General features: G+C 57.1%; 26 protein-coding genes and 1 tRNA gene. 20 read left to right on the plus strand and 7 right to left on the minus strand.

Annotated features, from left to right (window positions below; translation table 11 throughout):
- The first annotated feature begins 23 nt into the window (after positions 1-23).
- The 4 genes from H7848_RS07565 to H7848_RS07580 are packed head-to-tail and all read left to right on the plus strand — an operon-like array spanning position 24 to position 2929.
- Complete coding sequence (locus H7848_RS07565) at positions 24-605, plus strand: NAD(P)H-dependent oxidoreductase (RefSeq protein WP_208349614.1); 582 nt, start codon at positions 24-26, stop codon at positions 603-605.
- Position 606: 1 nt separating this feature from the next.
- Positions 607-1239 (plus strand): NAD(P)H-dependent oxidoreductase, encoded by a 633-nt coding sequence (locus H7848_RS07570; RefSeq protein ID WP_208349617.1) that lies wholly within the window; start codon positions 607-609, stop codon positions 1237-1239.
- Positions 1236-2156, plus strand: a complete 921-nt coding sequence (locus H7848_RS07575; RefSeq protein ID WP_208349624.1) for an isopenicillin N synthase family dioxygenase — start codon at positions 1236-1238, stop codon at positions 2154-2156. The genes H7848_RS07570 and H7848_RS07575 overlap by 4 nt, the downstream gene beginning before the upstream one ends.
- Positions 2156-2929, plus strand: coding sequence for a creatininase family protein (locus tag H7848_RS07580; RefSeq protein ID WP_208349626.1), 774 nt, complete (start codon positions 2156-2158; stop codon positions 2927-2929). Before H7848_RS07575 ends, H7848_RS07580 begins: the two co-directional genes overlap by 1 nt.
- A 256-nt stretch (positions 2930-3185) precedes the next feature.
- Here the strand turns inward: H7848_RS07580 and H7848_RS07585 are convergent, their stop codons facing one another.
- Together H7848_RS07585 and H7848_RS07590 are read right to left on the minus strand one after the other, a co-directional pair.
- On the minus strand, positions 3186-4328 hold the full coding sequence (locus H7848_RS07585) for an ABC transporter substrate-binding protein (protein ID WP_208349630.1): 1143 nt from the start codon (positions 4326-4328) through the stop codon (positions 3186-3188).
- Between the two features lie 125 nt (positions 4329-4453).
- Entirely contained in the window at positions 4454-6034 is a 1581-nt protein-coding gene (locus tag H7848_RS07590) for a phosphate ABC transporter substrate-binding/OmpA family protein (protein ID WP_208349632.1), read from the minus strand.
- Positions 6035-6361: 327 nt separating this feature from the next.
- Here H7848_RS07590 and H7848_RS07595 point away from each other — a divergent pair, with 327 nt between their 5' ends.
- The 3 genes from H7848_RS07595 to H7848_RS07605 are packed head-to-tail and all read left to right on the plus strand — an operon-like array spanning position 6362 to position 8661.
- A complete protein-coding gene (locus H7848_RS07595) occupies positions 6362-7069 on the plus strand; it encodes an ABC transporter permease (RefSeq protein WP_208349633.1) in 708 nt (235 codons plus the stop codon).
- On the plus strand, positions 7062-7811 hold the full coding sequence (locus H7848_RS07600; RefSeq protein ID WP_208349638.1) for an ATP-binding cassette domain-containing protein: 750 nt from the start codon (positions 7062-7064) through the stop codon (positions 7809-7811). The genes H7848_RS07595 and H7848_RS07600 overlap by 8 nt, the downstream gene beginning before the upstream one ends.
- 22 nt (positions 7812-7833) lie before the next feature.
- Positions 7834-8661: an ABC transporter substrate-binding protein gene (locus H7848_RS07605; protein ID WP_208349641.1), complete on the plus strand. Its 828-nt coding sequence runs from the start codon at positions 7834-7836 to the stop codon at positions 8659-8661.
- Between the two features lie 87 nt (positions 8662-8748).
- Here H7848_RS07605 and H7848_RS07610 read toward each other — a convergent pair whose 3' ends face one another.
- The 3 genes from H7848_RS07610 to H7848_RS07620 form a co-directional block, all read right to left on the minus strand.
- Entirely contained in the window at positions 8749-8991 is a 243-nt protein-coding gene (locus tag H7848_RS07610) for a hypothetical protein (protein WP_208349644.1), read from the minus strand.
- 10 nt (positions 8992-9001) lie between these two features.
- The gene (locus H7848_RS07615; protein WP_208349647.1) at positions 9002-10201 is read right to left on the minus strand and encodes a S8 family peptidase; all 1200 of its coding nucleotides are present in this window, start codon (positions 10199-10201) and stop codon (positions 9002-9004) included.
- 140 nt (positions 10202-10341) lie between these two features.
- Positions 10342-10551 (minus strand): hypothetical protein, encoded by a 210-nt coding sequence (locus H7848_RS07620; protein WP_419555500.1) that lies wholly within the window; start codon positions 10549-10551, stop codon positions 10342-10344.
- Positions 10552-10666: 115 nt separating this feature from the next.
- Between H7848_RS07620 and prfA the strand changes: the two genes are divergently transcribed.
- From prfA to H7848_RS07635, 3 genes are all read left to right on the plus strand, one after another.
- Positions 10667-11716, plus strand: coding sequence for a peptide chain release factor 1 (prfA, locus tag H7848_RS07625; protein WP_208349653.1), 1050 nt, complete (start codon positions 10667-10669; stop codon positions 11714-11716).
- The gene (gene prmC, locus H7848_RS07630; RefSeq protein WP_208349665.1) at positions 11713-12579 is read left to right on the plus strand and encodes a peptide chain release factor N(5)-glutamine methyltransferase; all 867 of its coding nucleotides are present in this window, start codon (positions 11713-11715) and stop codon (positions 12577-12579) included. The genes prfA and prmC overlap by 4 nt, the downstream gene beginning before the upstream one ends.
- A gap of 184 nt (positions 12580-12763) precedes the next feature.
- Positions 12764-13294, plus strand: a complete 531-nt coding sequence (locus tag H7848_RS07635) for a DUF4167 domain-containing protein (protein WP_208349667.1) — start codon at positions 12764-12766, stop codon at positions 13292-13294.
- Between the two features lie 51 nt (positions 13295-13345).
- Here the strand turns inward: H7848_RS07635 and H7848_RS07640 are convergent, their stop codons facing one another.
- Positions 13346-13945: an outer membrane protein gene (locus H7848_RS07640; RefSeq protein ID WP_208349670.1), complete on the minus strand. Its 600-nt coding sequence runs from the start codon at positions 13943-13945 to the stop codon at positions 13346-13348.
- Positions 13946-14276: 331 nt separating this feature from the next.
- Positions 14277-14822 (minus strand): porin family protein, encoded by a 546-nt coding sequence (locus H7848_RS07645; RefSeq protein WP_208349671.1) that lies wholly within the window; start codon positions 14820-14822, stop codon positions 14277-14279.
- Positions 14823-15052: 230 nt separating this feature from the next.
- Between H7848_RS07645 and H7848_RS07650 the strand changes: the two genes are divergently transcribed.
- From H7848_RS07650 to rplL, 10 genes are all read left to right on the plus strand, one after another.
- Entirely contained in the window at positions 15053-16333 is a 1281-nt protein-coding gene (locus H7848_RS07650) for a tetratricopeptide repeat protein (protein ID WP_208349673.1), read from the plus strand.
- Between the two features lie 74 nt (positions 16334-16407).
- Positions 16408-16483: transfer RNA gene (locus tag H7848_RS07655), tRNA-Trp, on the plus strand.
- Between the two features lie 37 nt (positions 16484-16520).
- Positions 16521-17405: a hypothetical protein gene (locus H7848_RS07660; RefSeq protein ID WP_208349676.1), complete on the plus strand. Its 885-nt coding sequence runs from the start codon at positions 16521-16523 to the stop codon at positions 17403-17405.
- A gap of 67 nt (positions 17406-17472) precedes the next feature.
- Entirely contained in the window at positions 17473-17661 is a 189-nt protein-coding gene (gene secE, locus H7848_RS07665; protein WP_208349679.1) for a preprotein translocase subunit SecE, read from the plus strand.
- A 196-nt stretch (positions 17662-17857) separates the two neighbouring features.
- The gene (gene nusG / locus H7848_RS07670; protein ID WP_208349681.1) at positions 17858-18391 is read left to right on the plus strand and encodes a transcription termination/antitermination protein NusG; all 534 of its coding nucleotides are present in this window, start codon (positions 17858-17860) and stop codon (positions 18389-18391) included.
- Positions 18392-18632: 241 nt separating this feature from the next.
- Positions 18633-19319 (plus strand): hypothetical protein, encoded by a 687-nt coding sequence (locus H7848_RS07675; protein WP_208349683.1) that lies wholly within the window; start codon positions 18633-18635, stop codon positions 19317-19319.
- Between the two features lie 286 nt (positions 19320-19605).
- Positions 19606-20034: a 50S ribosomal protein L11 gene (gene rplK, locus H7848_RS07680; RefSeq protein WP_208349685.1), complete on the plus strand. Its 429-nt coding sequence runs from the start codon at positions 19606-19608 to the stop codon at positions 20032-20034.
- Between the two features lie 3 nt (positions 20035-20037).
- Positions 20038-20736, plus strand: a complete 699-nt coding sequence (gene rplA / locus H7848_RS07685) for a 50S ribosomal protein L1 (RefSeq protein ID WP_208349688.1) — start codon at positions 20038-20040, stop codon at positions 20734-20736.
- A gap of 932 nt (positions 20737-21668) precedes the next feature.
- A complete protein-coding gene (gene rplJ / locus H7848_RS07690; protein ID WP_208349691.1) occupies positions 21669-22184 on the plus strand; it encodes a 50S ribosomal protein L10 in 516 nt (171 codons plus the stop codon).
- Positions 22185-22243: 59 nt separating this feature from the next.
- Positions 22244-22621 (plus strand): 50S ribosomal protein L7/L12, encoded by a 378-nt coding sequence (rplL, locus tag H7848_RS07695; protein ID WP_208349693.1) that lies wholly within the window; start codon positions 22244-22246, stop codon positions 22619-22621.
- The last annotated feature ends 47 nt before the right edge of the window (positions 22622-22668 follow it).

Consider the following 22668-nt stretch of genomic DNA (forward strand, 5'->3'; position numbering starts at 1 on the left):
CAAGTCCGGGACTGCGCAGGGCCATGACCCGCGCGCTGGTCCTTTATGCTCATCCGTGCCCCGAGAGCTTCTCGTCGGCGCTGCATAAAACCGTTGTGGAAAGTCTGCAAAACCGGGGCTGGGACGTCGACGACTGTGACCTGAACGCCGAAGGCTTTTCGCCCTTGCTGACCGAGGCCGAACGCCGCGCCTATCATCAGGAAGAGGTCAACATCGAACCCGTCCGCGCCTATGTCGACCGGCTGCGGCAGGCGCAGGCGCTGATCATGGTGTTCCCGGTCTGGAATTTCGGCTATCCCGCGATCCTGAAGGGATTTCTGGATCGCGTTTTCCTACCCGGCGTGTCCTTCAAGCTGGTCGACGGGCATGTCAAACCCAACCTGACGCACATTCGCAAACTGGCCGCGGTCACGACCTATGGCGGCACGCGGATGCGGGCGATCATGGCAGGCGACCCGCCGCGCAAATGCGTCACCCGCGCGGTCTGGCATGTCTGCCGACCCGACAAGACGAAATACCTGGCGCTTTATGATATGAATCGCGCCACCGATCAGAAACGCGGTCAGTTCCTTGCGCAGGTGGGCCGAGAGATGGAGGCACTTTAAAATGCGCGCTTTGGTGGTCTATTGTCATCCGAAAGAGGGAAGCTTTACCGCAGCCATCCGCGATCTGGTCCTGGCCAAGTTACAGGATGCGGGGGCCGAGGTCCGCCTGACCGACCTTTATAAACGCGGCTTTGACCCGGTGCTCAGCGCGCATGAGATGGATATTTACCTGGACACACCCGCCAATCGCGACCCCGTCAGTTCGGATGTCGATGATATCCTGTGGTGCGATACGCTGATCTTTGTCTATCCCACATGGTGGTACGGCCTGCCCGCGATGCTGAAAGGCTGGCTGGACCGGGTGCTGCTGCCCGATGTGGCCTTTCTGATGCCCGATGAACAGAACGCCGATATCCGTCGGGGTCTGACGCATATAAAGCGGCTTGGCGTGCTGACGACCTGCGGGGCCAGTTGGGGGCTGACCCATATGCTGGGCGCGCCGGGCAAACGGACGATTTTGCGCGGGGTCCGGTCAATCTGCCATACCCGCTGCAAAACGATGTACGTGGCGCATTACCTGATGGACAGCTCGACCGATGCAACGCGGCAGGCCCACCTGCAGCGTGTGGCCCGCAAAATGGATCAGTTCATCGGCGCCGCCCCCCGATCCGCAACCCGTGAGGTCCGCGCATGATCCCCTTACTAGACTGGCAGGATTTTGAAACGAACCGCGACGCTTTCGTCTCGGCCATCGGCGCAGCTTGCCGGGGGCCGGGGTTTTTCCTGCTAAAGAACCCGCCCGTGCCTGCCGATCTGCGGGCAGAGGTCTTTCGTCAGGCAGACACGTTCTTTGCATTGCCAGCCCAAGAGAAAACCAAGCTGGATATCCGGAAAACGCCGCACTATCGCGGGTGGGCGGCGCAGGGGGTTGAGTCGCTTGATGACAGCACCGCGCAGGTCGACCTGAAGGAAAGTTTCAACATCGGCTACGATCTGGCCGCCCATGACCCACGCGTGCTGGCGGGCGAGCCCTTTCGCGGGGTGAATGTCTGGCCCGATCTGCCGGGCTTTCGCCAGACCATGTTGACCTATTTCGATGCAGCCCTTGATCTGGGGCGGCAGATCCACCGGGCCTTTGCCGCCGATCTGGGCCTGGCCGAGGACAGCTTTGCAAAAGCCTTCGACGAACCCCTGGCCGCCATGCGCCTGCTGCATTATCCGCCGGGCACCGGGGCTGACAATGAAATCGGGGCCGGGGCGCATACGGATTACGGGGCGATCACGCTGCTGATGACGGATGGCGAACCGGGTCTGCAGGTTAAACCGCGCGGCGGCGACTGGCAGGATGTGCCCCATGTCGATGGCGCCTATATCGTCAATATCGGCGACTGCCTGATGCGCTGGACGAATGACATATATATGTCCACCCCCCACCGCGTTCTGCCCCCCAAACGCCAGCGCCGGTCGGTCGCGTTCTTTGTCGAGGCGAACCCTGACACCATCATTCAGGCCCTGCCCGGAACGGGCGCTGCGAAATACCCGCCGATCCGGGCGGCGGATTATCTGCAATCGCGGCTGGATGCGACTTATGCCCCGAAAGGGGCCACCTGATGGCCGCGCGCGACTGGGCCGATCTGAAAGCGTCCGATTTTGACACCATCGACCCGATGGAAACCATCGCCGTTTTGCCGACCGCAGCCATTGAACAGCACGGGCCGCATCTGCCCGTTGGCACGGATACCCTGATTGCCGAGGGGATGTTGGGCGTGTTCCGCACTCAGTGCCCCGAAGATCTGGACGTGCGCATTCTGCCGGTGCAGGCGGTGGGGAAGTCGAACGAACATCTGTGGGCCAAGGGCACATTGACCCTGTCCGCCGCCAATGCGCTGGCCGTCTGGACCGAGATCGGCCTGTCTGTCGCCCGCGCAGGCATCCGCAAGATCGTCCTGATCAACTCGCACGGCGGAAATCTTGATCTGATTTCTATCCTGTCACGCGAATTGCGCGTGCAGGCCGATATGCTGGCCGTCAAGGCGCAGTGGGGCAGTTTTGGTGTGCCCGGGGGGCTTTACGCCGATCAGGAACGCAGTTTTGGCATCCATGGCGGCGATCTGGAAACCTCGCTTATGCTGGCCTTTCGCCCGGAAACGGTCGACATGGATCAGGCGCGGGATTTCCGGTCGACGGCGGAAATTTCGTCGATCCCGCCCATCGGCCCGATTTCCTACGGCTGGATCGCCAGCGACCTGAACCCCGACGGGACCGTAGGACAGGCGCATCTGGCCACTGCCGAAAAAGGGCATCAGACAGCGGCCCATCAGGTGGCGGGTTTCATCGACCTGTTGCGGGACGTGCGGCAGATGCCGCTGTTCGATATCCGGTAGAGTACCTTTTTAAAAGCCACAGTGTATTGAATTAGACGCTAGGGCAGCGACCGGCCTGAGGGTGGGTGCGAGACAAGCGCCCGCCGTCGTGCTGGAAGCACGCCTTCGGCGTGACGGGGGGCGGGTCGGGCGCTGCCCGGTGGTGCCCACCGGGCGGAATGAGTGGATATGGTGTTACGGGTTTTTAGAAAGATGCCCCAAAAACAAAAACGCCAGCCCGATCAGGCTGGCGCATAAGCATTATGACAAGACTGCCTTACATCGGCTCAAAGAAACCATCCGGCAGCAGACGTGTCATAAAGATCTGGTCGATCCCCTGGTTGTCATCGGGGTTGAAGCTCAGCTCAACCCCGCCCAGATCCAGCGACGATGTGCCTTCCAAAGCAGCCAGGAAGCTTTCGCGTGTCGGGTTGGGACCGGCTTTCGCCAATGCATCAATCGTAAGCCGCCCGACCAGATAGCCTTCCAGTGAAACGAAGCCGAACGACGCATTATCATTATAGGCCTTCAGCGCTGTCTGATAATCACTGACAATCGGAATGTTCTTGTCCCACGGGAACGGCACGACTTGGCTGATGATGACGCCTGCACCCTCTGGCCACAGCTCATCGGCCAAGGCCTGAGATCCCACGAAGGAAATCGTCACGAATTCGGGCGTGAAATCATAGGATCGCGACAGCTTGATGAACTCACCTACAGGGCGATAGGCGCCGACCATCACAACGGCGTCGGGTGACGCATCGCGGATGGTGATCAGCGCGTCTTTGACGTCGGTTGTGTTCCGGGTGTAGGTGCCCTCGGCCACCAGTTGCATGTTACGGCGCGTCAGCGCTTTGTTCACACCGCTTAGACCCGCCTGACCAAAGCTGTCATCCTGATAGAGGATCGCAATGCGCTGCAGACCCATGTTGTCGACCAGTTCGGCAATCCATGCTTCGGTTTCGGCATCATAGCTGCCGCGCACATTGTAGACATTGTTGTTGTCGGCATTCCGCAGGAAGCCTGCACCGGTGAAGGGACCAACCAAAGGCAGGTTGGCCTGGGTCGCAATTGGCTGCAACGCCACGTTCGTTGGTGTTCCGACCGTGCCGATCAGCGCGAAATGCTGGTTGTTGCTGATCATCTGGTTGATATGGGCGGTCGATCTGTCGGGTTCATACCCGTCGTCGAAACTTTCCAGTTTCAGCATGCGGCCGTTGACACCGCCGTTGCGATTGACTTCCTCGAACGCGGCCATCAGACCAACTTGCATGCCAAGACCAAGCTGGGCGGCAGGGCCATCAAGGGCAGCAATCTGACCAAACATGACGGCATCATCAGAAACACCGGGTTCAGCCATGGCCGTCACTGGGATCAGAAGGGTGGACAGCGCAGCGACCAGTTTTGCGCGAAGTGACATTTTAAATCTCCGATAGGGCGAAAAACGGACGGACTGCATGGTCAGCACGTTTGTTCGGAATTAACTTTTACAAGCTTTGAAGCGGGTCCCGCCAGTTGTATGGCAGGACCTCGATCGTGTTTGCATTAGGGCTTGCGGACCCACACTTCGACGCGGCGGTTGATACGCTTGCCGTCCAATGTGTCGTTACAGGCCACCGGTGCCATTTCACCGTATCCTTTGGCAGTGAATTCAATCTTGCCAAGCTGAGGGCCGGCAAATATCTGAATTGTTTCAGCCACCTGCTGCGCGCGGCCTACGGACAGGGCGCGGTTTGCCTCAAACGCACCGTCACTGTCGGTAAAGCCGACAAATGCAACTTCGGTGCCTTCGGGTTGCGTTTGCAGATAAGTGACCAGACGCTGCAGGTCTACCTGGGCCTTACCATCCAACCGGCTGGAACCGGATGAGAAACGGAAGGTTGTCGACAAACGGTCCCACTGGAACATATCCACCAGCATTTCGCGCATAAGACCCAGTTCAAAAGGATCGTTGGTGGATTGGATCAGGTCGCGCATCCGGCTGCCCGCGCTGTCCATCGCCAATCGTCTGACCCCCAGATCAACAAAGCCTGCTTTGGCCACAAGGCTGTCCGCTTCGCTTGAGATTGCGAAATCGATCAGATCCTGGCCTTCAAAGCTAAGGTTGTCGGCCCGGTTATAAAGGTACAGGCGGCGCTGAAGGGGGTATTCCTCGGTTTTGGCCAGGAAGGATGTCGGGCTGGTGGTGATGCCGCAACTGGCCTGGATATCCAGCGGTTTGGCGCCGCGCACAAAGGCCGAACCGACATATCCGATGGCACCCGGATCAGCATTCACAAGACGGCTGACTTCCTGATCGTTATCCACGGAACGGACAAAGTTCGACTTGCTGCGGCCGGATGCCGAGAAAATTTTCTCTTCGAAAACCGCGGCTGTACCACTGCCCGTTTCACGGCCATAAACGGTGATCGGGGCGCTTGGTCCGCCGATTTCAGCCCAGTTCGTGATGTTGCCGCTATAGATCAGGTCCAGATTTTGAAGGGAAATCGACTGGATCGGATTGTTGGGATGGACGATTACAGAAATACTGTCCACCGCAACGATGTGTTCCTGACCAACGTCGATCATGTTGCCCGCGCCCGCATCGCGCAGCGAACGTGCCTCGGCGGGCAGAATACGACGGGACGACATATTGATTTCCACGCTGTCATCCCGCAGGTCGCGGAATCCTTCGGTCGAACTTGATGGTCTCAGAATATATTTGGCCAGTTCATCACCAAAGCCGGCTTCACCGATAACGGTTGCCTCCATCGTGCCGCCTTGTTCCTTGGTGTCCACGACAGCATCCTGGTTGGCTGCAAAACCCTGCAGCAGCAGCGGCATAAGCGCCTCACCCATCGAGCCAGACCCGACAATCGTCACACCTTCAACTGCGGTGTTCAGGCTGGGGCACCCTGCGCCTTCGCAGTTGATGTTGGTGGCCGAGATACGCATCGTTCCCAGACTGGTGCGGATAGTGTAAAAGCCACCCTCAAACGTGACAATTTCGCCGCGCGCTGTGAAAGACCCGTCAGTGGACTGAAGCCTGACTTCCTGCGCACTTGCTGCCCCTGACACTGCAATCGAAGCACAGATCGCAAACGCGAGATGTGCCGTAGATCTCAGTAGATTTATTTTTTTTGACACGTGGTACTCCTTCCAAGCCGATACCAGGTAATGACAAGCAATTTATTGCCTAAATAATTTGCTATATTGCATCTTGGTAATACTTTATTGGCTTATTTTGGCGTGATTGTGCTCGAAATAAGAAAAATAAGGCAAAATTGGGCAATTTGATTACAAATTTCAAAATTACGACAGATTTGCACGTACTGCAAACCCGGTATGCATAAAAATTATGGCAGTTTTAGGGTGCGTCAGTGTTCCGCACCGGACTGAGTCGTGTGGGCTGGACAGCTTGCAAAGGATGTGTAATTTTCAGTTTTGTACTATTTTGGGAAATAATAACACAAAATGCAAAATTTTGCATCTATTTTCTCGAATGCTATCGGCCTAATTTGGTCCGGTGATCCGGCGTTGTGGGCCATTATTCTGCTGTCACTGCAAGTTTCGATAGCGGCTGTTCTGATTGCCGCTGTGATTGGGCTGCCCCTTGGCGCCGCACTTGCCGTCAGTCGCTTTCCGGGACGTCAGGTCGTCATAGTTTTGGTGAATGCTCTGATGGGGCTTCCGCCGGTGGTGGTCGGGTTGATGGTGTATCTGATGCTGTCGAACGCGGGCCCATTGGGCGTCTTGCAACTGCTATATACACCAACGGCGATGATCATTGCCCAGGTTGTGTTGGTCACCCCGATCGTTACCGCCTTGACCCGTCAGGTGATCGAAACCCTGGACGCCGAATATCATGAACATCTGCGCTCAATCGGTCTGTCGCGTCTGGCAACGGTGCCCGTTCTGCTGTGGGATGGCCGGTTCGCGCTGATGACAGCCGTTCTGGCCGGTTTCGGCCGCGCCATTGCCGAGGTCGGCGCGGTGATCATCGTGGGTGGCAATATCAATCACGTCACACGGGTCATGACCACAACAATCGCACTGGAAACATCCAAGGGCAATCTATCGCTGGCGATGGCCCTGGGGACGGTCCTGCTGATTATGGCGGTTGCGGTCAATGCGGTTGTAGGGCTGCTTGGCCTGCGGGCGCGGCAGGTGGCCTATGCGTGACACGGCGGCCCATGACCTGACCGTCGTCCCGATCCGGGGCGAAGACACAGGCATACCGATCCTGACGGCGACAAACCTGTTGCTCGACAAGGGCGATACGGCATTGCTGGATATTCCCCGCCTGCAGGTGCAAAATCATGGCCCGACCCTGATCATGGGGCCGAACGGCGCCGGCAAAAGCCTGCTGCTGCGTGTTTTGCATGGGCTAATCCGCCCGACCCGCGGTCAGGTCAGCCTGGCGGAACCCTTCGATCAGGCCATGGTGTTTCAGCGGCCCGTTCTGCTGCGTCGCTCGGTCGCCGGGAATGTGGATTTTGTTCTGAAATCCGCAGGCATCCCCCGCAGGCATCGCAAGGCGCGGGTGGCGCGGGCGCTGGCGCAGGCGGGTCTGACCGATCTGGCACGGCAGTCCGCGCGGTCCCTGTCGGGCGGCGAACAGCAAAAGCTGGCGCTGGTCTCGGCCCTGGCCCGCAAGCCCGACATCCTGTTTCTGGACGAACCGACATCAAACCTTGACCCCACCGCGACCCAATCCATTGAACAGCTGATCGCTCAGGCAAATCGTACCGGCACCAAGGTCATCATGGTCACCCACGACGCAGGCCAAGCCAAGCGCATCGGGGGCGAGGTCATATTCATGAACAAGGGTCGCGTCATAGAACAGACGCCGATCCAACATTTTCTGCAATCCCCCAAATCCGATGCTGCCCGGCATTATCTGGCGGGCGGGTTGCTGATCTGAGACCGCCGCGGGGGAGTATGGAATGCTGAAACGGATATGCGTGACACTGTGTCAGGCGGCAGTGGCCACCGGAATGATGGCGGGGCTGGCCGCGGCGGACGACAGCTTCATAATTGTGCAGTCGACGACATCCACGCAGAATTCGGGCCTGCTGGACGCGATCCTGCCGCAATTTCAGGATAAGACGGGGATTGAGGTACGGGTCGTCGCGGTTGGTACAGGGCAGGCCATCCGCAATGCACAAAACGGCGACGGCGATGTGCTGCTGGTGCATTCCAAGCCCTCCGAAGAACAATTCGTCGCCAATGGCTGGGGCGTGCAGCGGTTCGATGTGATGTATAATGACTTTGTCATCGTCGGCCCCGCGTCAGACCCCGCGGGCGTTGCGGGCAGTGAGGACGTGGTCGACGCCCTGACCCGGATTGCCCAGGCTGGGGCTGTTTTCGCATCCCGCGGTGATGATTCAGGTACCCACAAGGCTGAGATCAGGCTCTGGGCCGCCACAGGCATCGACGTCGCCGCGCAATCGGGCACCTGGTACCGCGAAACCGGGTCAGGCATGGGCGCCACGCTGAACACCGGCACCGGCATGGGCGCCTATATCATGACCGACCGCGCCACATGGATTTCCTTTGGCAACAAGGGGGATCATCAGGTTCTGGTGCAGGGTGATCCGCGGATGTTCAACCAGTACGGCGTGATCCTTGTGAACCCCGAAAAGCACGACAATATCAAAGCCGACGCCGGTCAGGCCTTTATCGACTGGCTGACCGGTGCCGAAGGCCAAGCCGCCATCGCCGCCTATCAGATCGACGGGCAGCAGTTGTTTTTCCCTAACGCGACGCGCTAAGGTATCGCTCTAAAATTTGCAGCGTTATATCCACCCATCCCGCCCAGTGGGCACCCTCGAGTTCGTCGATGCCCTAATCGCGACGGATCACTGCGGCACTTTGGGCGAAAAGGGCGGCAGTTGAACGGTGCCTTCAGGGGCCACGCGCAAAACGCCCTTGATATCCTGCAGCTTGGGAATTTCGCTTTCTTCGCACGATCCAAACAGCGCGCCGATGGCGGGGATACAGCGGTCGACCTCCATCCCGGCATCGGTCACACAGCGTTGAATTTCGTCAGCATCAACACCCGCCTTGGTGTCAAAGATTACCTTGATTTCGATTTTGGACATGGATCACCCCCTAACTGAGCGGCCCCGGCACCTGGACCAGCCCTGCGCCGATATCTCGTACACTATCATTTAGGGGCTGTGCCGTCTGAACCAAGCGGTCCCACAGCGCGCGGCCCCGTAAATTCGGATCGGACTGCGCCCAAAGCGCCGCGGCACCGGCCACATGCGGGCAGGCCATGCTGGTGCCCGATAGCGTCGCGTAAAGCTGCGGGGTGGGGGTCGATGAAAAGACCCCAACACCAGGCCCTGCGATATCAACCTCTCCCCCGTCGGGATTAATGCCACCGCTGGAAAACTCGGCCACCGCCAGCGCCTGATCCACGGCGGCCACGGCCATGATCGAGGGCGCGTTGGCCGGGCTGCCCACGGGCGCGATAAAGCCAAAAGCGCGCGAACTTTCGTTACCCGCGGCCGCAATGATCAGACAGCCGTTGTCCAGGGCCATGCGGGCCAGGTCTTCGTATTCCGGGATAAATGTCTCACCCTCGCGCACAGCAGCGCCCAGGGACATCGAAATCACCTCGCACCCCTGTTCAATCGCCCAGGCCATGCCGGTCAGGATATCGCGTTCGCGCCCGCTGCCGTTGTCGCCCAGAACCTTGGCCACGTACAAATCCGCCTCGGACGCCACACCATAGCGAAAGCCGTTTCCGGTCACCGTTCCGCCCACAGCGGTGCCCGCACAATGGGTGCCATGGCCCTGACCATCCTGCACCGACTGCCCGCGCACGAAACTTTCGCTGATGATCGTGCGGCCCTGATAATCGGGATGCTGCAGATCAAGCCCTGTGTCCAGAATGGCCACCTTGATGCCAGCACCGGTGAACGAACTGGTCCAGGCGCCCACCGCATCGACACCCCAGGTCTTGTCGTCATCATCCTGAAAGGTATCCAGCGCAAAGAAGTAAAACTCGGGCCGGACCGACCGCACACGGTCGTCATCTTTCAGCTTAGACCGGATGTTCGAATTTTCAGATAAACCCAGGTGTTCGGAAATGAATCCGATGTTCATATGTTCCAGAATGACAGCGGCCATATCGCTGGCCTCATCGGGGAAATGCCCGCTGCGGGGAACATAGGACCGGATGTTACTGCCCGCCAGATCGGCCAGAATGCTTTGCTGTGTTTTCAGATCGACACCGGGTTGGAATGACACGACGCTGCCGCCGGTCGGGCGGGGGCGCTGAAGATCCAGTCTTTTGTTTTGCATGTCTGCTCCTGCGATTTATTGGGCTATAACCTGTGTGCCCCCGACCCGGATCGCAACCGGGGCGGGTATTGTCGGCTTTATTCAGCTTACTGACAGGATATCAATGCGTTGGTCTTTGCCAATGACACGCGAATGTGAGGTCAGGACGGCGTTTCGCCTGTCGTCGGGGTCAGGTCAGATGACAAGCACCCCTGCTGCACCTCGCGCCACATCGGCACGTTCAGGGACATCTGACATTGCGCCGTAAAGCTGCGCCCGTCGACTGAAAGGCACATCATCTGTCCCAGTTCCACCCGATTGCCGCCTGCATCGGTGCAATAGCAATCCGTCGTTTTGCGTCCTTCGGCCATCGCGCCGCTGATGCCGATGAACACACAGAATGTCGTCAAAAGGATCTGTCGCATTTTGCCAGCATAGCACAGGATCGGGCTTGACCAAAGTCCGACGATAGGACAGTGAAACCGGATGGTTCCTTTTGAAAAACTAGAACAAATCACGCAGCGCTTTGAATATCTTGAGGCTCAGATGGCCGATGGATCGGGCGATATTGCCAAACTGGCCAAGGAATATTCCGACATGAAGCCGGTGGTCGAGGAAATCCGCGACTATCGCCAGTTGCTGGATGATATTGCCGAGGCCGAAGCGATGCTGGCCGATCCCGAAATGAAGGAACTGGCCGAGGAAGAGCTGCCGGGGCTCAAGGCCCGCCTGCCGCAGGTCGAACAATCGTTGCAACTGGCGCTTCTGCCCAAGGATGCCGCTGATGCGCGCCCTGCGATGATCGAAATCCGCCCCGGTACAGGCGGGGACGAGGCCGCGCTGTTCGCGGGCGATCTGTTGCGGATGTATCAGCGCTATGCCGAAACCCACGGCTGGAAATTCGAGATCATCGAAGAACAGGTGACCGAACTGGGCGGCATCAAGGAAGTCACCGCCCATGTGCAGGGCGACGGCGTTTTCGCGCGGCTGAAATATGAAAGCGGCGTGCATCGGGTGCAGCGGGTGCCCACGACCGAAAGCGGCGGGCGCATTCATACCAGTGCCGCGACGGTGGCGGTATTGCCCGAGGCCGAAGACGTCGATATCCAGATCGACCCGCAGGACATCCGCATCGACACCATGCGCGCCAGCGGGGCCGGCGGTCAGCATGTGAACACCACCGACTCTGCCGTGCGGATCACGCATATTCCCACCGGGCTGGTTGTGACCAGTTCGGAAAAGTCCCAGCACCGCAACCGCGAGATTGCCATGCAGGTGCTGAAAACGCGGCTTTACGATCTGGAACGGCAGCGGGTGGACAGTGAACGATCGGCGGACCGGAAAGCTCAGGTCGGGTCGGGTGATCGGTCGGAACGCATCCGCACCTATAATTTCCCCCAAGGCCGCATGACGGATCATCGCATCAACCTGACGCTTTATAAGCTGGATCAGGTAATGCAGGGCGATCTGGATGAAATCATCGATGCCCTGACCGCCGAAGCTCAGGCCAACCAACTGGCCGAGATGGGCGCATGACAGTGGCCGAGGCGCTGCAATGGGGCGCCGGGCAACTGACGGAAGGCGGCATTCCAAATGCTGCAGGCGACGCGCGCTGGCTTTTGGCCGATGCCCTGGGGGTTGAGCCGATGCGGATCACCCTGATGGCCGCCGACCCTGTGGCCGCCGAAAAACTACAGCAATTTCAGGCCCATATCGCCGCACGGCAGCAGTATCAGCCGGTGGCCCAGATCATCGGGCATCGCATGTTTTACGGCCGCCGGTTCCGCGTCACCCCCGATGTGCTGGACCCGCGCCCGGACACCGAAACCCTGATTGAGGTCGCCCTGCAGGCCGCGTTTCGGCGCGTGCTGGATCTGGGCGTTGGGTCGGGCTGCATTCTGCTGACCCTACTGGCGGAACAGCCCGATGCAACCGGGACCGGCACCGACATTTCAGATAAAGCGCTGGCGGTTGCGCGGCAGAATATGACCGATCTGGGTCTGTCTGACCGTGCCCGCCTTGTGCAATCGGACTGGCTGACCCATATAGAAGGCGTGTTCGATCTGATCGTATCGAACCCGCCCTATATCAGTACCGCTGAGATGGCCGATCTGTCGCCCGACGTGACCGACTGGGAACCACATGTGGCCTTGACGCCCGGCGGTGACGGGTTGGACGCCTATCGGATCATCACCCGTCACGCGGCAGACTATCTGACACCGGGTGGGCGTCTGATCGTGGAAATCGGGGCAGGGCAGGGCGATGCCGTCCGCATCCTGTTTCAGAATGCAAAACTGGATGATATCGTGATTCACAGCGATCTTGATGGGCGTGATCGTGTCGTTTCGGGAAAAATCGGGAAAAAAATATGGAAAACCAGCGAAAAGGCGCAACTTTAAACAAAAAGACGCAGTTTTCGCTTGCCCCATCGAATAACCGTGATATCACCAAGAAATCGGAACGGGTGAGGGCAACAGCGCTCCCCTCGACAACAAGCAGAAAATCGCACCTCCCGATGCTTAACCACTGATTTCGTGGTGTCGGAAAGGGCACAAGCCATACATAAGGCTGGACAGCAAGTTTATGAGATCATCTAAGTCACGTTCGCGGTCGAAATCGAACCGCAGTCGGCCTACGGGCAATATTGTCAACCGTGTGTTTGACAGTTCGGGGCCCGAGGGCAAAGTACGCGGCACGCCGCAGCAGATTATTGACAAGTACAGCCAGTTGGCGCGCGATGCTCAGCTGAGCAACGACCGCGTCGCGGCCGAAAACTTTCAGCAACACGCGGAACATTACACGCGCCTTCTGGGCGAGGCACAGCGTGAAATAGACGCACGCCGCGAACAGCAGGAACGCGAAAATCGCGAACGCCAGGCCGAGCGTGATCGCGACCGGCCTGATCGTCAGCCCCAGGACGGCGATCCGGCACAATCCCCGCAGCCTGATCTGGTCGAAACGCCCGAAGCGCAGGAAAATGGCGGATTGGTCGAAACGCCCGAAGCTTCGGATGAAAAGATCAAGCGCCAACGCCGCCCCCGCAAACCAAAACCCGCCCCGGTCGAAACGGCAGAACAGGCCCCACCGCCCGAGGCCCCCGAGGCCGCTGAATAAAGCAAATAAAAAAGGACCAGCCAGGGCCGGTCCTTTTTTGTTTATGCCACATCAGAACCGGCTGATAACACCCAGTGACAATGATCCCCCTTCATATTCGATACCATCGGGCAGTCCGTCGATATCTACAGACCCGTTGAAATAGCTGACCTCACCCCGGAAGCTGATGTTGTTTTGCGAAACAAACTCGGCGCCGATGCCCAACTTATATCCGGTGCCGGTTTCGTCGGTGTCGATGTCGAATAAGGGCGTGTCAACTTTGGCCTCAAAATTCGTGCTGAAGGCACCGACTTTACCGTATATCAACGTGTTGGGCGTTGTCAGTCCGCCAATGATAAGACTGATCGAACCGATTGATGTTTCATCAACAGACGCAGATATCCCCAAGGAATCAATCGAGCTTTCTGCACCAACGTTTGACAGACTGAATTCTGCTTCGCCAGCAATATACAGTCCACCGCTTAGGACGCTGTAACCGCCCAATATACCATATTGCAAACCGTCAAAGCTGATATTGGTATTTTCATCTTCCCCATAGCTGGAATAGCCACCCTGGGCACCAATATAAAGTCCCGTCCAATCCTGTGCAAATGTCATCTGCGGCAGCATGAAAGTCATTCCGGCCGCACAGATCATAATGTAATTTTTCATTTCAGTCCCTCATTAAAGTTCACGAAAACTGGCTTAGGTGCCAATGATCGATTCAGGGAATACGGGCAGGTCAGGCTTGGCTAAGCTATTGCTTTTGAATAACATTTTGGGCCTGAGTTTAAGCATGATCTTGCGCGGCAGTCTTCAGAACGCGCGTGTTTCTGCCGGGTTGCGTTGTCGAAAAACCAGCGGTTGAGAAGACCCGGCGATGGTCGCCTAACCATCGTAGGTCAACACAATTCACCCCCGACACAGTCGAAGACGCCGCAGAGATACCGCAATAAAAAAGGACCAGCCAGCGCCGGTCCTTTTCGTTTTTATCTGCTCGATTTTAGAAACGTGAGATCACGCCAAGTGACAGCGATGTGCCGTCGAACTCAACATCGACATCGTCGAATTCGCCATCAAAGAACCCGACCTCGCCACGAATACTAAGGTTGTTCTGCAGCGCGAATTCACCACCGAAGGCCAGTTCATAGCCGGTTCCGGTGTCATCGAAATTGACGCCAAAAATTTCATATTCGACATCGGATCGGAAAAACCCCAGTTTGCCGTAAAGCAGGGTATTGGGGGCAATTGGGGCACCCGCAATCAGGTTGATTGCACCGATCGAATTTTCCTCAAACTCGACGCCGCTGCCTTCGCCTTCAACGTTCGACAGGTTGAATTCGGCCTCGATAGCGCCGTAAAGCCCGCCGCTGGTGCCGCCGAAACCGGCAACAACACCGTAGGTCAGGCCATCGACATCCGTGTCGACGTCGTAGCTGTTATAGCCAAGCTGACCACCCACATAAATGCCGTTCCAGTCTTGGGCGGATGCTGTTTGCGGCAGCATGAAAGCCAAGCCAGCGGCACAGATCATCATATTTTTTTTCATTGCTATTCCCTCGCTAAAGTTCACGTCCAAAGGCTTAGGCATCAAAGATCGGCTGCGGGAACAGGGGCGGGCATGACTTGGTCAAGCTGTTGCTTTCAAATGACATTTTGGGGCAGAGTCTGGGCGTGATCTTGCGCGGCACACGCCAAAACGTGCATGTTCTTGCCGGGTTACACTTGTTTAACAACCGCGATATAGGGTCGGCATAATTCGGCCGGACTGGGGTTATGATGCTGCGCATTATTCTGCTGATATCTGTTTTTGTCTGCGGGTCTGCCGCGGCGAAACCCTTGATCACCTCGTCCGAGGATACTGCGGCGCGGGCCTGTCTGGCCTATGCCGACACGCCCGACCGTTTGATCCGTCTGTGTCAGCAGGCCCTGGACGGCGGCAATCTGACCCAAAGCGAACGCGCGCAACTGATGAATACGTTAGGCGATGCGCATCTGGATCAGGGGGACCATAAAAAGGCCGAAGAGACGTATCGCAGTATTCTGGAGCAGGCTCCGTTGAATGTCCCGGCCCTGGCGGGGCTGGGGTGGGCGCTGCGGTCGCAGGACCGGGATGAGGAGGCCTTGCAGGCCTTTCAGACCGCCTTTGACATCGACCCGCGGGATGAGGTCCTGGCCGGTCTGGGGCAGATGACCTTTGAAACCGGCGGTGATCCGGACATCGCGCTGCAGTATCTGGACGGGGCCATCGCGGTCACGCCGAATTACGACTGGGCCATTCGGTCAAAGGGCTGGATCTATCGCGATATCGGCCGGCTTGAGGACGCCGAGCAGGCCTTTCGTCGCGCGCTGGATCTGAATGGTCTGGACGAAAACGCACTTTACGGCCTGGCGCGGGTTCTCAACGATCTGGGTCAGAACGACGAGGCGCTGCTGATGATCAACGAGGCCGTAGCACTTGATCCCGACTATGCCTGGTATTACGCCCAACGCAGCGCCATTCTGCGGAACCTGGGGCGGAATGCGCAGGCGGTTGTCGATGCGGACAAAACGATAGAGCTGCTGCCGGGCGACAGTGAGGGCTATGTCCAGAAATCGCGCGCGCTGATCGGTCTGGCGCGCCGGGGTGACGCGCTGGACGCTTTGAAAGGGGTCAAAGTCCACGCCCGCGACAGTTATTTCTATTACTGGTACTCGGACGTTCTGGCGCGTGATCTGCAATATGACAAGGCGCTGCTTATGATCGACAACAGCATCGAACTGGCCCCCGAAGATCATTGGGGCCACATCCAGAAAGCCTTTATTGCCTTGCAACTGGAAAACTATGATCTGGCCCTGGTGCACGGCGCCGAAGCTGCAAGACTGGATGGGACCAACGCCTATGGCTTTTTCTATACCGCAACGGCGCTGGTGTATCTGGACAGGCTGGACGAGGCCTATGTGCAACTTGATCTGGCCGTCGCGGCGGATCTGGACGAAGATCGCATCGGCGATTTCGCACAGGATCTGATCGCGGCGGGTTATCTGCGCGATGCAATTCTGCTGCGGTTGAAATATTGATGGGTTTTTGTGATCTTTCATCGCGACGGGGCTTGATTAACGGCACAAGCTGCCGTAACTGGTCGCTCTGACGTAGGGGTTTAGCTCAGTTGGTAGAGCATCGGTCTCCAAAACCGAGGGTCGTGGGTTCGAGTCCCTCAGCCCCTGCCAAATCTCAGAACAGGCTGTTTTGCAGATGGTGGCGGTGATGACAGATCACCCTGCTTTACGTCTTTCCTTTCATCTGGGGGGCCATAAAACGGCCACAACGCATTTTCAGGCGTCTCTGTTCAAGAACCGTGCGCATCTGCGGGACGCGGGTGTGCAATATTATCCGCCGCGTAAGCTGCGCGGGCCTGGGCGCAATTTCGATCACCGCTTTGGGCGCAAACGGCCCCCTGGCACCGATCCGCAGCAGATTTTGCAGCAGATGGCCAAAGGGCAGGGCCAGATCATCTTTTCGGATGAAAACCTTCTGGGCCGGGTCCACAACCGCAAAGCGCCCGATGTGACCCTGTTTTACCCACGCGCCACGGCCGAGCTGAAAAAATTCGTCCGCGCGTGCCCGGGCCATCAGATCGAGCTGTTCATCGCGATCCGCAACACGGGCGATTTTTACAGATCGCTCTATTGCCAGCAACTTGTGTCGGGGCGGCATATCTCATTCGAAAACTTCATCGCCCAGACGCATCATAAATCAGCGCGCTGGTTCCGGGTGATGACCCGATTTTCGAAAATGCCCGAGGTGTCGCGCATCTTTGTCTGGCGGTACGAAGATTACCCGGCGACCGTGAAAACCATTCTGTCGCATATGATATCGCCCGATCTGGCCGAAAAGGTCACCCTGATCGGCAACCGCAAGAATGACAGCCTGTCGGCCGAGGCGATCTTTCAGCTGTTCGATCACGTCGCGCGGGGCCTGCCGATGACGCGGGCCGATGCCGAAAAACTGCGCCGGCAGTATCCCCAATCCGAGGAATACCCCACCTTTGAGCCCTGGACGGCTGCGGAACAGGCCGACAGCCTGAGGCGATATGACAAGGATATCGATCGGATCGCGCAGATGGACAAGGTGACGTTGATCACCCCGTGAAGACTTGGTCTTGAATTATAACGCAAGACGCCGTATCTGGCCCCGTAACAAGGCGAAAGGGTATCAGATGGCCAAGGCAAATCCATTTCAGTTCATTCAGCAGGTGCGCGCTGAGGTGGCAAAGGTTGTCTGGCCAACCCGCAGGGAAGTTGCCCTGACCAGCATCATGGTGTTTATCATGGCCATGCTGACGTCGGCTTTCTTCTTTCTGGTCGATTGGCTGATCCGCAGCGGTCTGGGCTTTATCCTGAACTAGGGATTTGCCCAAGAAAACTGCGCCCGGGGCCTTGAAATAGGGTGGCGTGACCGGTATTGCGGCCCTTACTTTCCGGACAGGGCGTGCTTCGATTCGTGTGGCACGCCGCTTTTTGTTTCGGGGCTTTGCGGTTAACCGCTTGGAATAATGGGAATATCGGGCGCGTGCGCCCAGGCATCAAAGGGTTCTGACAGTCATGGCGAAGCGGTGGTATTCGGTTAGTGTTCTTTCGAATTTCGAAAAGAAGATCGCCGAGCAGATCAGAACGGCTGTGGCCGAGGCTGGTCTGGAAGACCAGATCGAAGAGGTCCTGGTGCCCACCGAAGAGGTGATCGAGGTGCGCCGCGGCAAAAAGGTGACGGCCGAACGCCGGTTCATGCCGGGCTATGTTCTGGTGCGGATGGAAATGACGGATCAGGGCTATCACCTGATCAGTTCCATCAACCGCGTCACAGGCTTTCTGGGCCCGCAAGGCCGCCCGATGCCCATGCGCGACGCCGAAGTGAATGCGATCCTGAACCGCGTGGAAGAGGGCGAGGCCGCCCCACGCACGCTGATCCACTTCGAGGTCGGCGAGAAGGTGAAAGTGAACGAAGGTCCGTTCGAGGATTTCGACGGCATGGTCGAAGAAGTCGACGACGAAAACCAGCGCCTGAAGGTGACTGTGTCCATCTTCGGCCGCGCGACACCTGTTGAACTGGAATACACTCAGGTGACGAAGCAGAGCTGATTAGTCGCTTTCGATGAAAGTTAATATGCTACGGAAAACCGTAAGACAGATTAATGGTATTTTTTGAACAGAATTTGTGTATTTGATGCCACTAGAAAATTTAACATAGCATCAGTATTGGCTGTGTTTAATACTAGAAATTCGACTTAAATTAATAGTTTGTTAACATACTAATGTTTTTCTTAGGCGATCTGTGTATGCCGAATGATTAGGTTGTGTGTATTAAGTTATTGGAGTTGTTATGAGTTTTTGGGTTGGTTTTTTGCATGTTGTGGGGCTTTTCGCGGTCATCGGAATGCTTTTATTAGCAGGTCTTTTGATCAGAGCGTTGCTTTCAGATCCTGAGTGCAAGCCAAAGTATCGCTTGCCGCTGCTTAATTCAGCTAAGTATTTGGCATTTGGTCTGATGTTTTTGAGCACAGCGAGTGTCATTCGTCTTGGAGAGGCATTTAGCCCCATTTTGTCAGCATGGCGTGTCCTGATCGGAGATCCTCTCGAAACTGAGTTCAGCTCTCAGTTTCCTTACCCATGGCTTTTGTTATCTGAATACTGGCCCAAAGTGATTGAGTTCTGGGCATATGGTGGCAATGAATACCCTGTCTTGTGGTGGATTAGCATTATTTCAAGTGGTGTTCTTTGTATTGCCGCTTTGGGAAACATTATAGAGGCTTTCCGTCTGAAACGGTCTGAACCAGATACACGCTGGCATTTCATATTTTTTGACATAACTGCTTTTGCTGCTGTCTTTTCTACGTATCTTTTGTGTTGGCATATATTGATGTTCATATCGGCTTATGTGCTTGGTTTCCTCGTATCTTTTCTGCTCGGAATATTTTTGGTTGGTATAATTATTTTGGGCTTGCTGTTCTTTGGGGCAGTTGCACCAACGCCTGTATACGTTGTGAACAACAGTGGTATCCGTGAATAGGGAACAAAGGTGACCAGGACCTCGGACCTACGTTCATTGAACTAACAATACAAATCTTAGGGAAAGTAATTTCGCTTGCCGCGACGCTGCGATACGGCGAAAAGTCCAGTCGTTCCGCGTATACCCCCTTGCCAAAGCGAACGCCTGCGTGTAACCGGCCACTCTGCCATTTTCAGTGGCAGATTCTGATGTGGGAGGTGACGGCAGCGCGCTGTTTGAACCGGACCACGGCAACCGAAAACCCGCCTGACGCGTCAGGTGTGGTGTTGAAAGAAGGAGAGGCCATATGGCCAAGAAAGTCGCTGGCACGATGAAGCTGCAGGTTCCTGCAGGTCAAGCCAACCCATCCCCGCCCGTCGGACCCGCTCTGGGTCAGCGTGGGATCAACATCATGGAATTCTGCAAGGCGTTCAACGCCAAGACCCAGGATATGGAGCCCGGTGCGCCGTGCCCGACCGTGATCACCTATTATCAGGACAAGTCCTTCACCATGGACATCAAGACGCCGCCTGCGTCTTATTACCTGAAGAAAGCCGCCAAGGTGAAATCTGGCGCCAACAACCCAAGCCGTGAAACGGTGGGGTCTGTCACGGCGGCTCAGGTACGTGAGATTGCTGAGGCCAAGATGAAGGACCTGAACGCCAACGATATCGAAGGCGCAATGCTGATCATCGTGGGCTCGGCCCGGTCGATGGGTATCGAGGTGAAAGGGTAAGTCATGGCCAAGTATGGAAAACGCACAACAGCTGCGCGTGAGGCATTTGCCGGTAAGGAAAATGTCACGGTTGAGGAAGCCGTTGCCCTGGTCAAGGGCAATGCCAAGGCCAAGTTCGACGAAACGGTCGAGATTGCCGTGAACCTAGGGGTTGACCCGCGTCACGCCGATCAGATGGTCCGCGGTGTTGTCAGCCTGCCCAACGGCACAGGTAAAGACGTCCGCGTCGCTGTCTTCGCCCGCGGTCCCAAAGCGGACGAGGCGAAAGAGGCTGGTGCTGATATCGTTGGGGCCGAGGACCTGATGGAAACAGTGCAGGGCGGCAAGATCGAATTCGACCGCTGCATCGCGACCCCTGACATGATGCCGATTGTTGGCCGTCTGGGTAAGGTGCTGGGCCCACGCAACCTGATGCCGAACCCAAAGGTTGGCACCGTGACGATGGACGTGGCCGAGGCTGTGAAAGCGGCCAAGGGCGGCGAAGTGCAATTCAAGGTCGAAAAGGCCGGTGTGGTGCACGCAGGCGTCGGCAAGGCGTCCTTTGATGAAGCCAAGCTGGTCGAAAACATCCGCGCCTTTGTGGATGCGGTGGCCAAGGCCAAACCCGCCGGGGCCAAGGGTGCCTATATGAAGAAAATCGCGCTCAGCTCGACCATGGGGCCGGGTGTCAGCGTATCGATCGACAACGCGACCGGCAATTAAGACAGTCTTTCAAGCGGCCCCGGTTTGGGGCCGTTTTTATTTTCAGGGTCTGCTTTCATGCTTCGATACGGCCTGGCTGTATTTCTGGTTGTCATTAGCGCCCGCAGCGGCGTTGGGGCCGAGCGGGTGTTAGGCGTTGATCGTGTGGATCGTCTGATGTGCGATCCGGTTTGACTGAAATAGGCGGCGCCGCCTGTTCGGCTGCGGTTTCATTCAAAGGGTTTGAGGCCCCTTTGGCCCGTTGGGAGTTATCCCTGATCCAGCTGGTTCAAAATTCCCGTGAGTTGGGCAATCGAAACCATTTCCTGATGTGCGGGGGCGTCACTCGCCCGCGTTGGTACCGGGAACGGGTTTTAGGCGTGAAAGGTTAATGCCGCCTTGGGGATGCGTGCGGTGGTGCTGTAAGGTCCCGGATCAGGTCCGGGACTGCGTAGGTGGTGGGAATTGAGCTGAGTGTTAGACGCTGCGCGGATAGCGATGTTGGGATTTGAGTATTTGGGCCAAGAAGAGTGAGGGCCGTCTTGGAAACGCTCTGGGGGAGCGTTTCAGGCCCGAACGGGCGGAGCCCAGTGTAATGCGCATCATTGTTCTGAAAATACTCATGAGACGGCCTTTACCAGGCGCCACGGCAATTGAGCATTATAAAAAACGCTGTATTTGCTAAAAAACTCTTGCTCGGGGGTTTTCATATCCGCGCGTTGGGCATAAGCGGAACACCTGACCCGTCGAAGTGATTCGTGCGGGTCTACTTCGTCCGAGACGGAGGGTGAGCGTAAGTTCATAATTCCTTCCTGAGATGGGGAACGAGTTTAAGGTTTCCGAGGGATGTTTCCTCGGGCGATCCGGCCTCGGGACCCTGAATGCGGACCCGAACGCCCCGAGACCGGGGCAAACATGAGCCGGGGGGTAACCCCCAGATTTGGAGTAAAACTGTGGATAGAGCCCAGAAAGAGAAAGTGGTCGAGGAACTCGGCCAGATCTTCGAAAGCTCTGGCGTCGTTGTGGTGGCCCACTACGAAGGTCTGACAGTTGCTGAGATGCAGGACCTGCGCGCGCAAATGCGTGACGTTGGCGGGTCCGTTCGCGTTGCCAAAAACAGGCTTGCCAAGATCGCCCTGGAAGGAAAGCCCTGCGAAAGCATTGCTGACTTTCTGTCGGGTATGACCGTACTTGCCTATTCCGAAGACCCTGTGGCCGCGGCCAAGGTCGTGGATAAATACGCCAAGGACAACGATAAGTTGGAAATCCTTGGTGGTGCCATGGGCGAGACGGCATTGGACGTTGCCGGTGTCAAAGCCGTCGCAGCGATGCCATCGAGAGAGGAGCTTATTGCTTCGATCGTCGGTTGTATCGGTGCGCCTGCTTCGAATATCGCCGGTGCGATTGGCGCGCCCGCTTCGAACATCGCAAGCATCTTGTCCACGATCGAGGACAAGGCAGCAGCTTAAGACCGGCGTAGGGAAGACCCTGACGTTGGAACACACTTAGTAAACGGAAAGCATATCAAATGGCTGATCTGAAAAAACTTGCTGAAGAGATCGTTGGTCTGACGCTTCTCGAAGCCCAAGAACTGAAAACCATCCTGAAGGATGAGTATGGCATCGAACCTGCAGCCGGTGGCGCAGTGATGATGGCAGGCCCTGCTGGCGGTGACGCGGGTGCGGCTGCAGAAGAGAAGTCGGAATTCGACGTTGTTCTGAAGAACGCTGGTGCGTCGAAAATCAACGTGATCAAAGAAGTTCGCGGCATCACCGGTCTTGGTCTGAAAGAAGCCAAGGATCTGGTTGAAGCCGGCGGCAAGATCAAGGAAGGCGTTGACAAAGCCGAAGCCGAAGAGATCAAGGGCAAGCTGGAAGCAGCTGGCGCCGAGGTCGAATTGGCCTAAATCACGTTTTTCAGGGCGCAGGCCTTGTAATTCTGTGGCTGGACCCG

Source organism: Pseudaestuariivita rosea (assembly GCF_017592335.1).
GTDB lineage: Bacteria > Pseudomonadota > Alphaproteobacteria > Rhodobacterales > Rhodobacteraceae > Parasulfitobacter > Parasulfitobacter rosea.

Bases quoted from the DNA above. Each gene is read 5' to 3' on its own strand.
- H7848_RS07565 (WP_208349614.1), top strand. From the start codon at position 24: ATGACCCGCGCGCTGGTCCTTTATGCTCATCCGTGCCCCGAGAGCTTC.
- H7848_RS07570 (WP_208349617.1), top strand. From the start codon at position 607: ATGCGCGCTTTGGTGGTCTATTGTCATCCGAAAGAGGGAAGCTTTACC.
- H7848_RS07575 (WP_208349624.1), top strand. From the start codon at position 1,236: ATGATCCCCTTACTAGACTGGCAGGATTTTGAAACGAACCGCGACGCT.
- H7848_RS07580 (WP_208349626.1), top strand. From the start codon at position 2,156: ATGGCCGCGCGCGACTGGGCCGATCTGAAAGCGTCCGATTTTGACACC.
- H7848_RS07585 (WP_208349630.1), bottom strand. From the start codon at position 4,328: ATGTCACTTCGCGCAAAACTGGTCGCTGCGCTGTCCACCCTTCTGATC.
- H7848_RS07595 (WP_208349633.1), top strand. From the start codon at position 6,362: ATGCAAAATTTTGCATCTATTTTCTCGAATGCTATCGGCCTAATTTGG.
- H7848_RS07600 (WP_208349638.1), top strand. From the start codon at position 7,062: ATGCGTGACACGGCGGCCCATGACCTGACCGTCGTCCCGATCCGGGGC.
- H7848_RS07605 (WP_208349641.1), top strand. From the start codon at position 7,834: ATGCTGAAACGGATATGCGTGACACTGTGTCAGGCGGCAGTGGCCACC.
- H7848_RS07610 (WP_208349644.1), bottom strand. From the start codon at position 8,991: ATGTCCAAAATCGAAATCAAGGTAATCTTTGACACCAAGGCGGGTGTT.
- H7848_RS07615 (WP_208349647.1), bottom strand. From the start codon at position 10,201: ATGCAAAACAAAAGACTGGATCTTCAGCGCCCCCGCCCGACCGGCGGC.
- H7848_RS07620 (WP_419555500.1), bottom strand. From the start codon at position 10,551: ATGGCCGAAGGACGCAAAACGACGGATTGCTATTGCACCGATGCAGGC.
- prfA (WP_208349653.1), top strand. From the start codon at position 10,667: ATGGTTCCTTTTGAAAAACTAGAACAAATCACGCAGCGCTTTGAATAT.
- prmC (WP_208349665.1), top strand. From the start codon at position 11,713: ATGACAGTGGCCGAGGCGCTGCAATGGGGCGCCGGGCAACTGACGGAA.
- H7848_RS07635 (WP_208349667.1), top strand. From the start codon at position 12,764: ATGAGATCATCTAAGTCACGTTCGCGGTCGAAATCGAACCGCAGTCGG.
- H7848_RS07640 (WP_208349670.1), bottom strand. From the start codon at position 13,945: ATGAAAAATTACATTATGATCTGTGCGGCCGGAATGACTTTCATGCTG.
- H7848_RS07645 (WP_208349671.1), bottom strand. From the start codon at position 14,822: ATGAAAAAAAATATGATGATCTGTGCCGCTGGCTTGGCTTTCATGCTG.
- H7848_RS07650 (WP_208349673.1), top strand. From the start codon at position 15,053: ATGCTGCGCATTATTCTGCTGATATCTGTTTTTGTCTGCGGGTCTGCC.
- H7848_RS07660 (WP_208349676.1), top strand. From the start codon at position 16,521: ATGACAGATCACCCTGCTTTACGTCTTTCCTTTCATCTGGGGGGCCAT.
- secE (WP_208349679.1), top strand. From the start codon at position 17,473: ATGGCCAAGGCAAATCCATTTCAGTTCATTCAGCAGGTGCGCGCTGAG.
- nusG (WP_208349681.1), top strand. From the start codon at position 17,858: ATGGCGAAGCGGTGGTATTCGGTTAGTGTTCTTTCGAATTTCGAAAAG.
- H7848_RS07675 (WP_208349683.1), top strand. From the start codon at position 18,633: ATGAGTTTTTGGGTTGGTTTTTTGCATGTTGTGGGGCTTTTCGCGGTC.
- rplK (WP_208349685.1), top strand. From the start codon at position 19,606: ATGGCCAAGAAAGTCGCTGGCACGATGAAGCTGCAGGTTCCTGCAGGT.
- rplA (WP_208349688.1), top strand. From the start codon at position 20,038: ATGGCCAAGTATGGAAAACGCACAACAGCTGCGCGTGAGGCATTTGCC.
- rplL (WP_208349693.1), top strand. From the start codon at position 22,244: ATGGCTGATCTGAAAAAACTTGCTGAAGAGATCGTTGGTCTGACGCTT.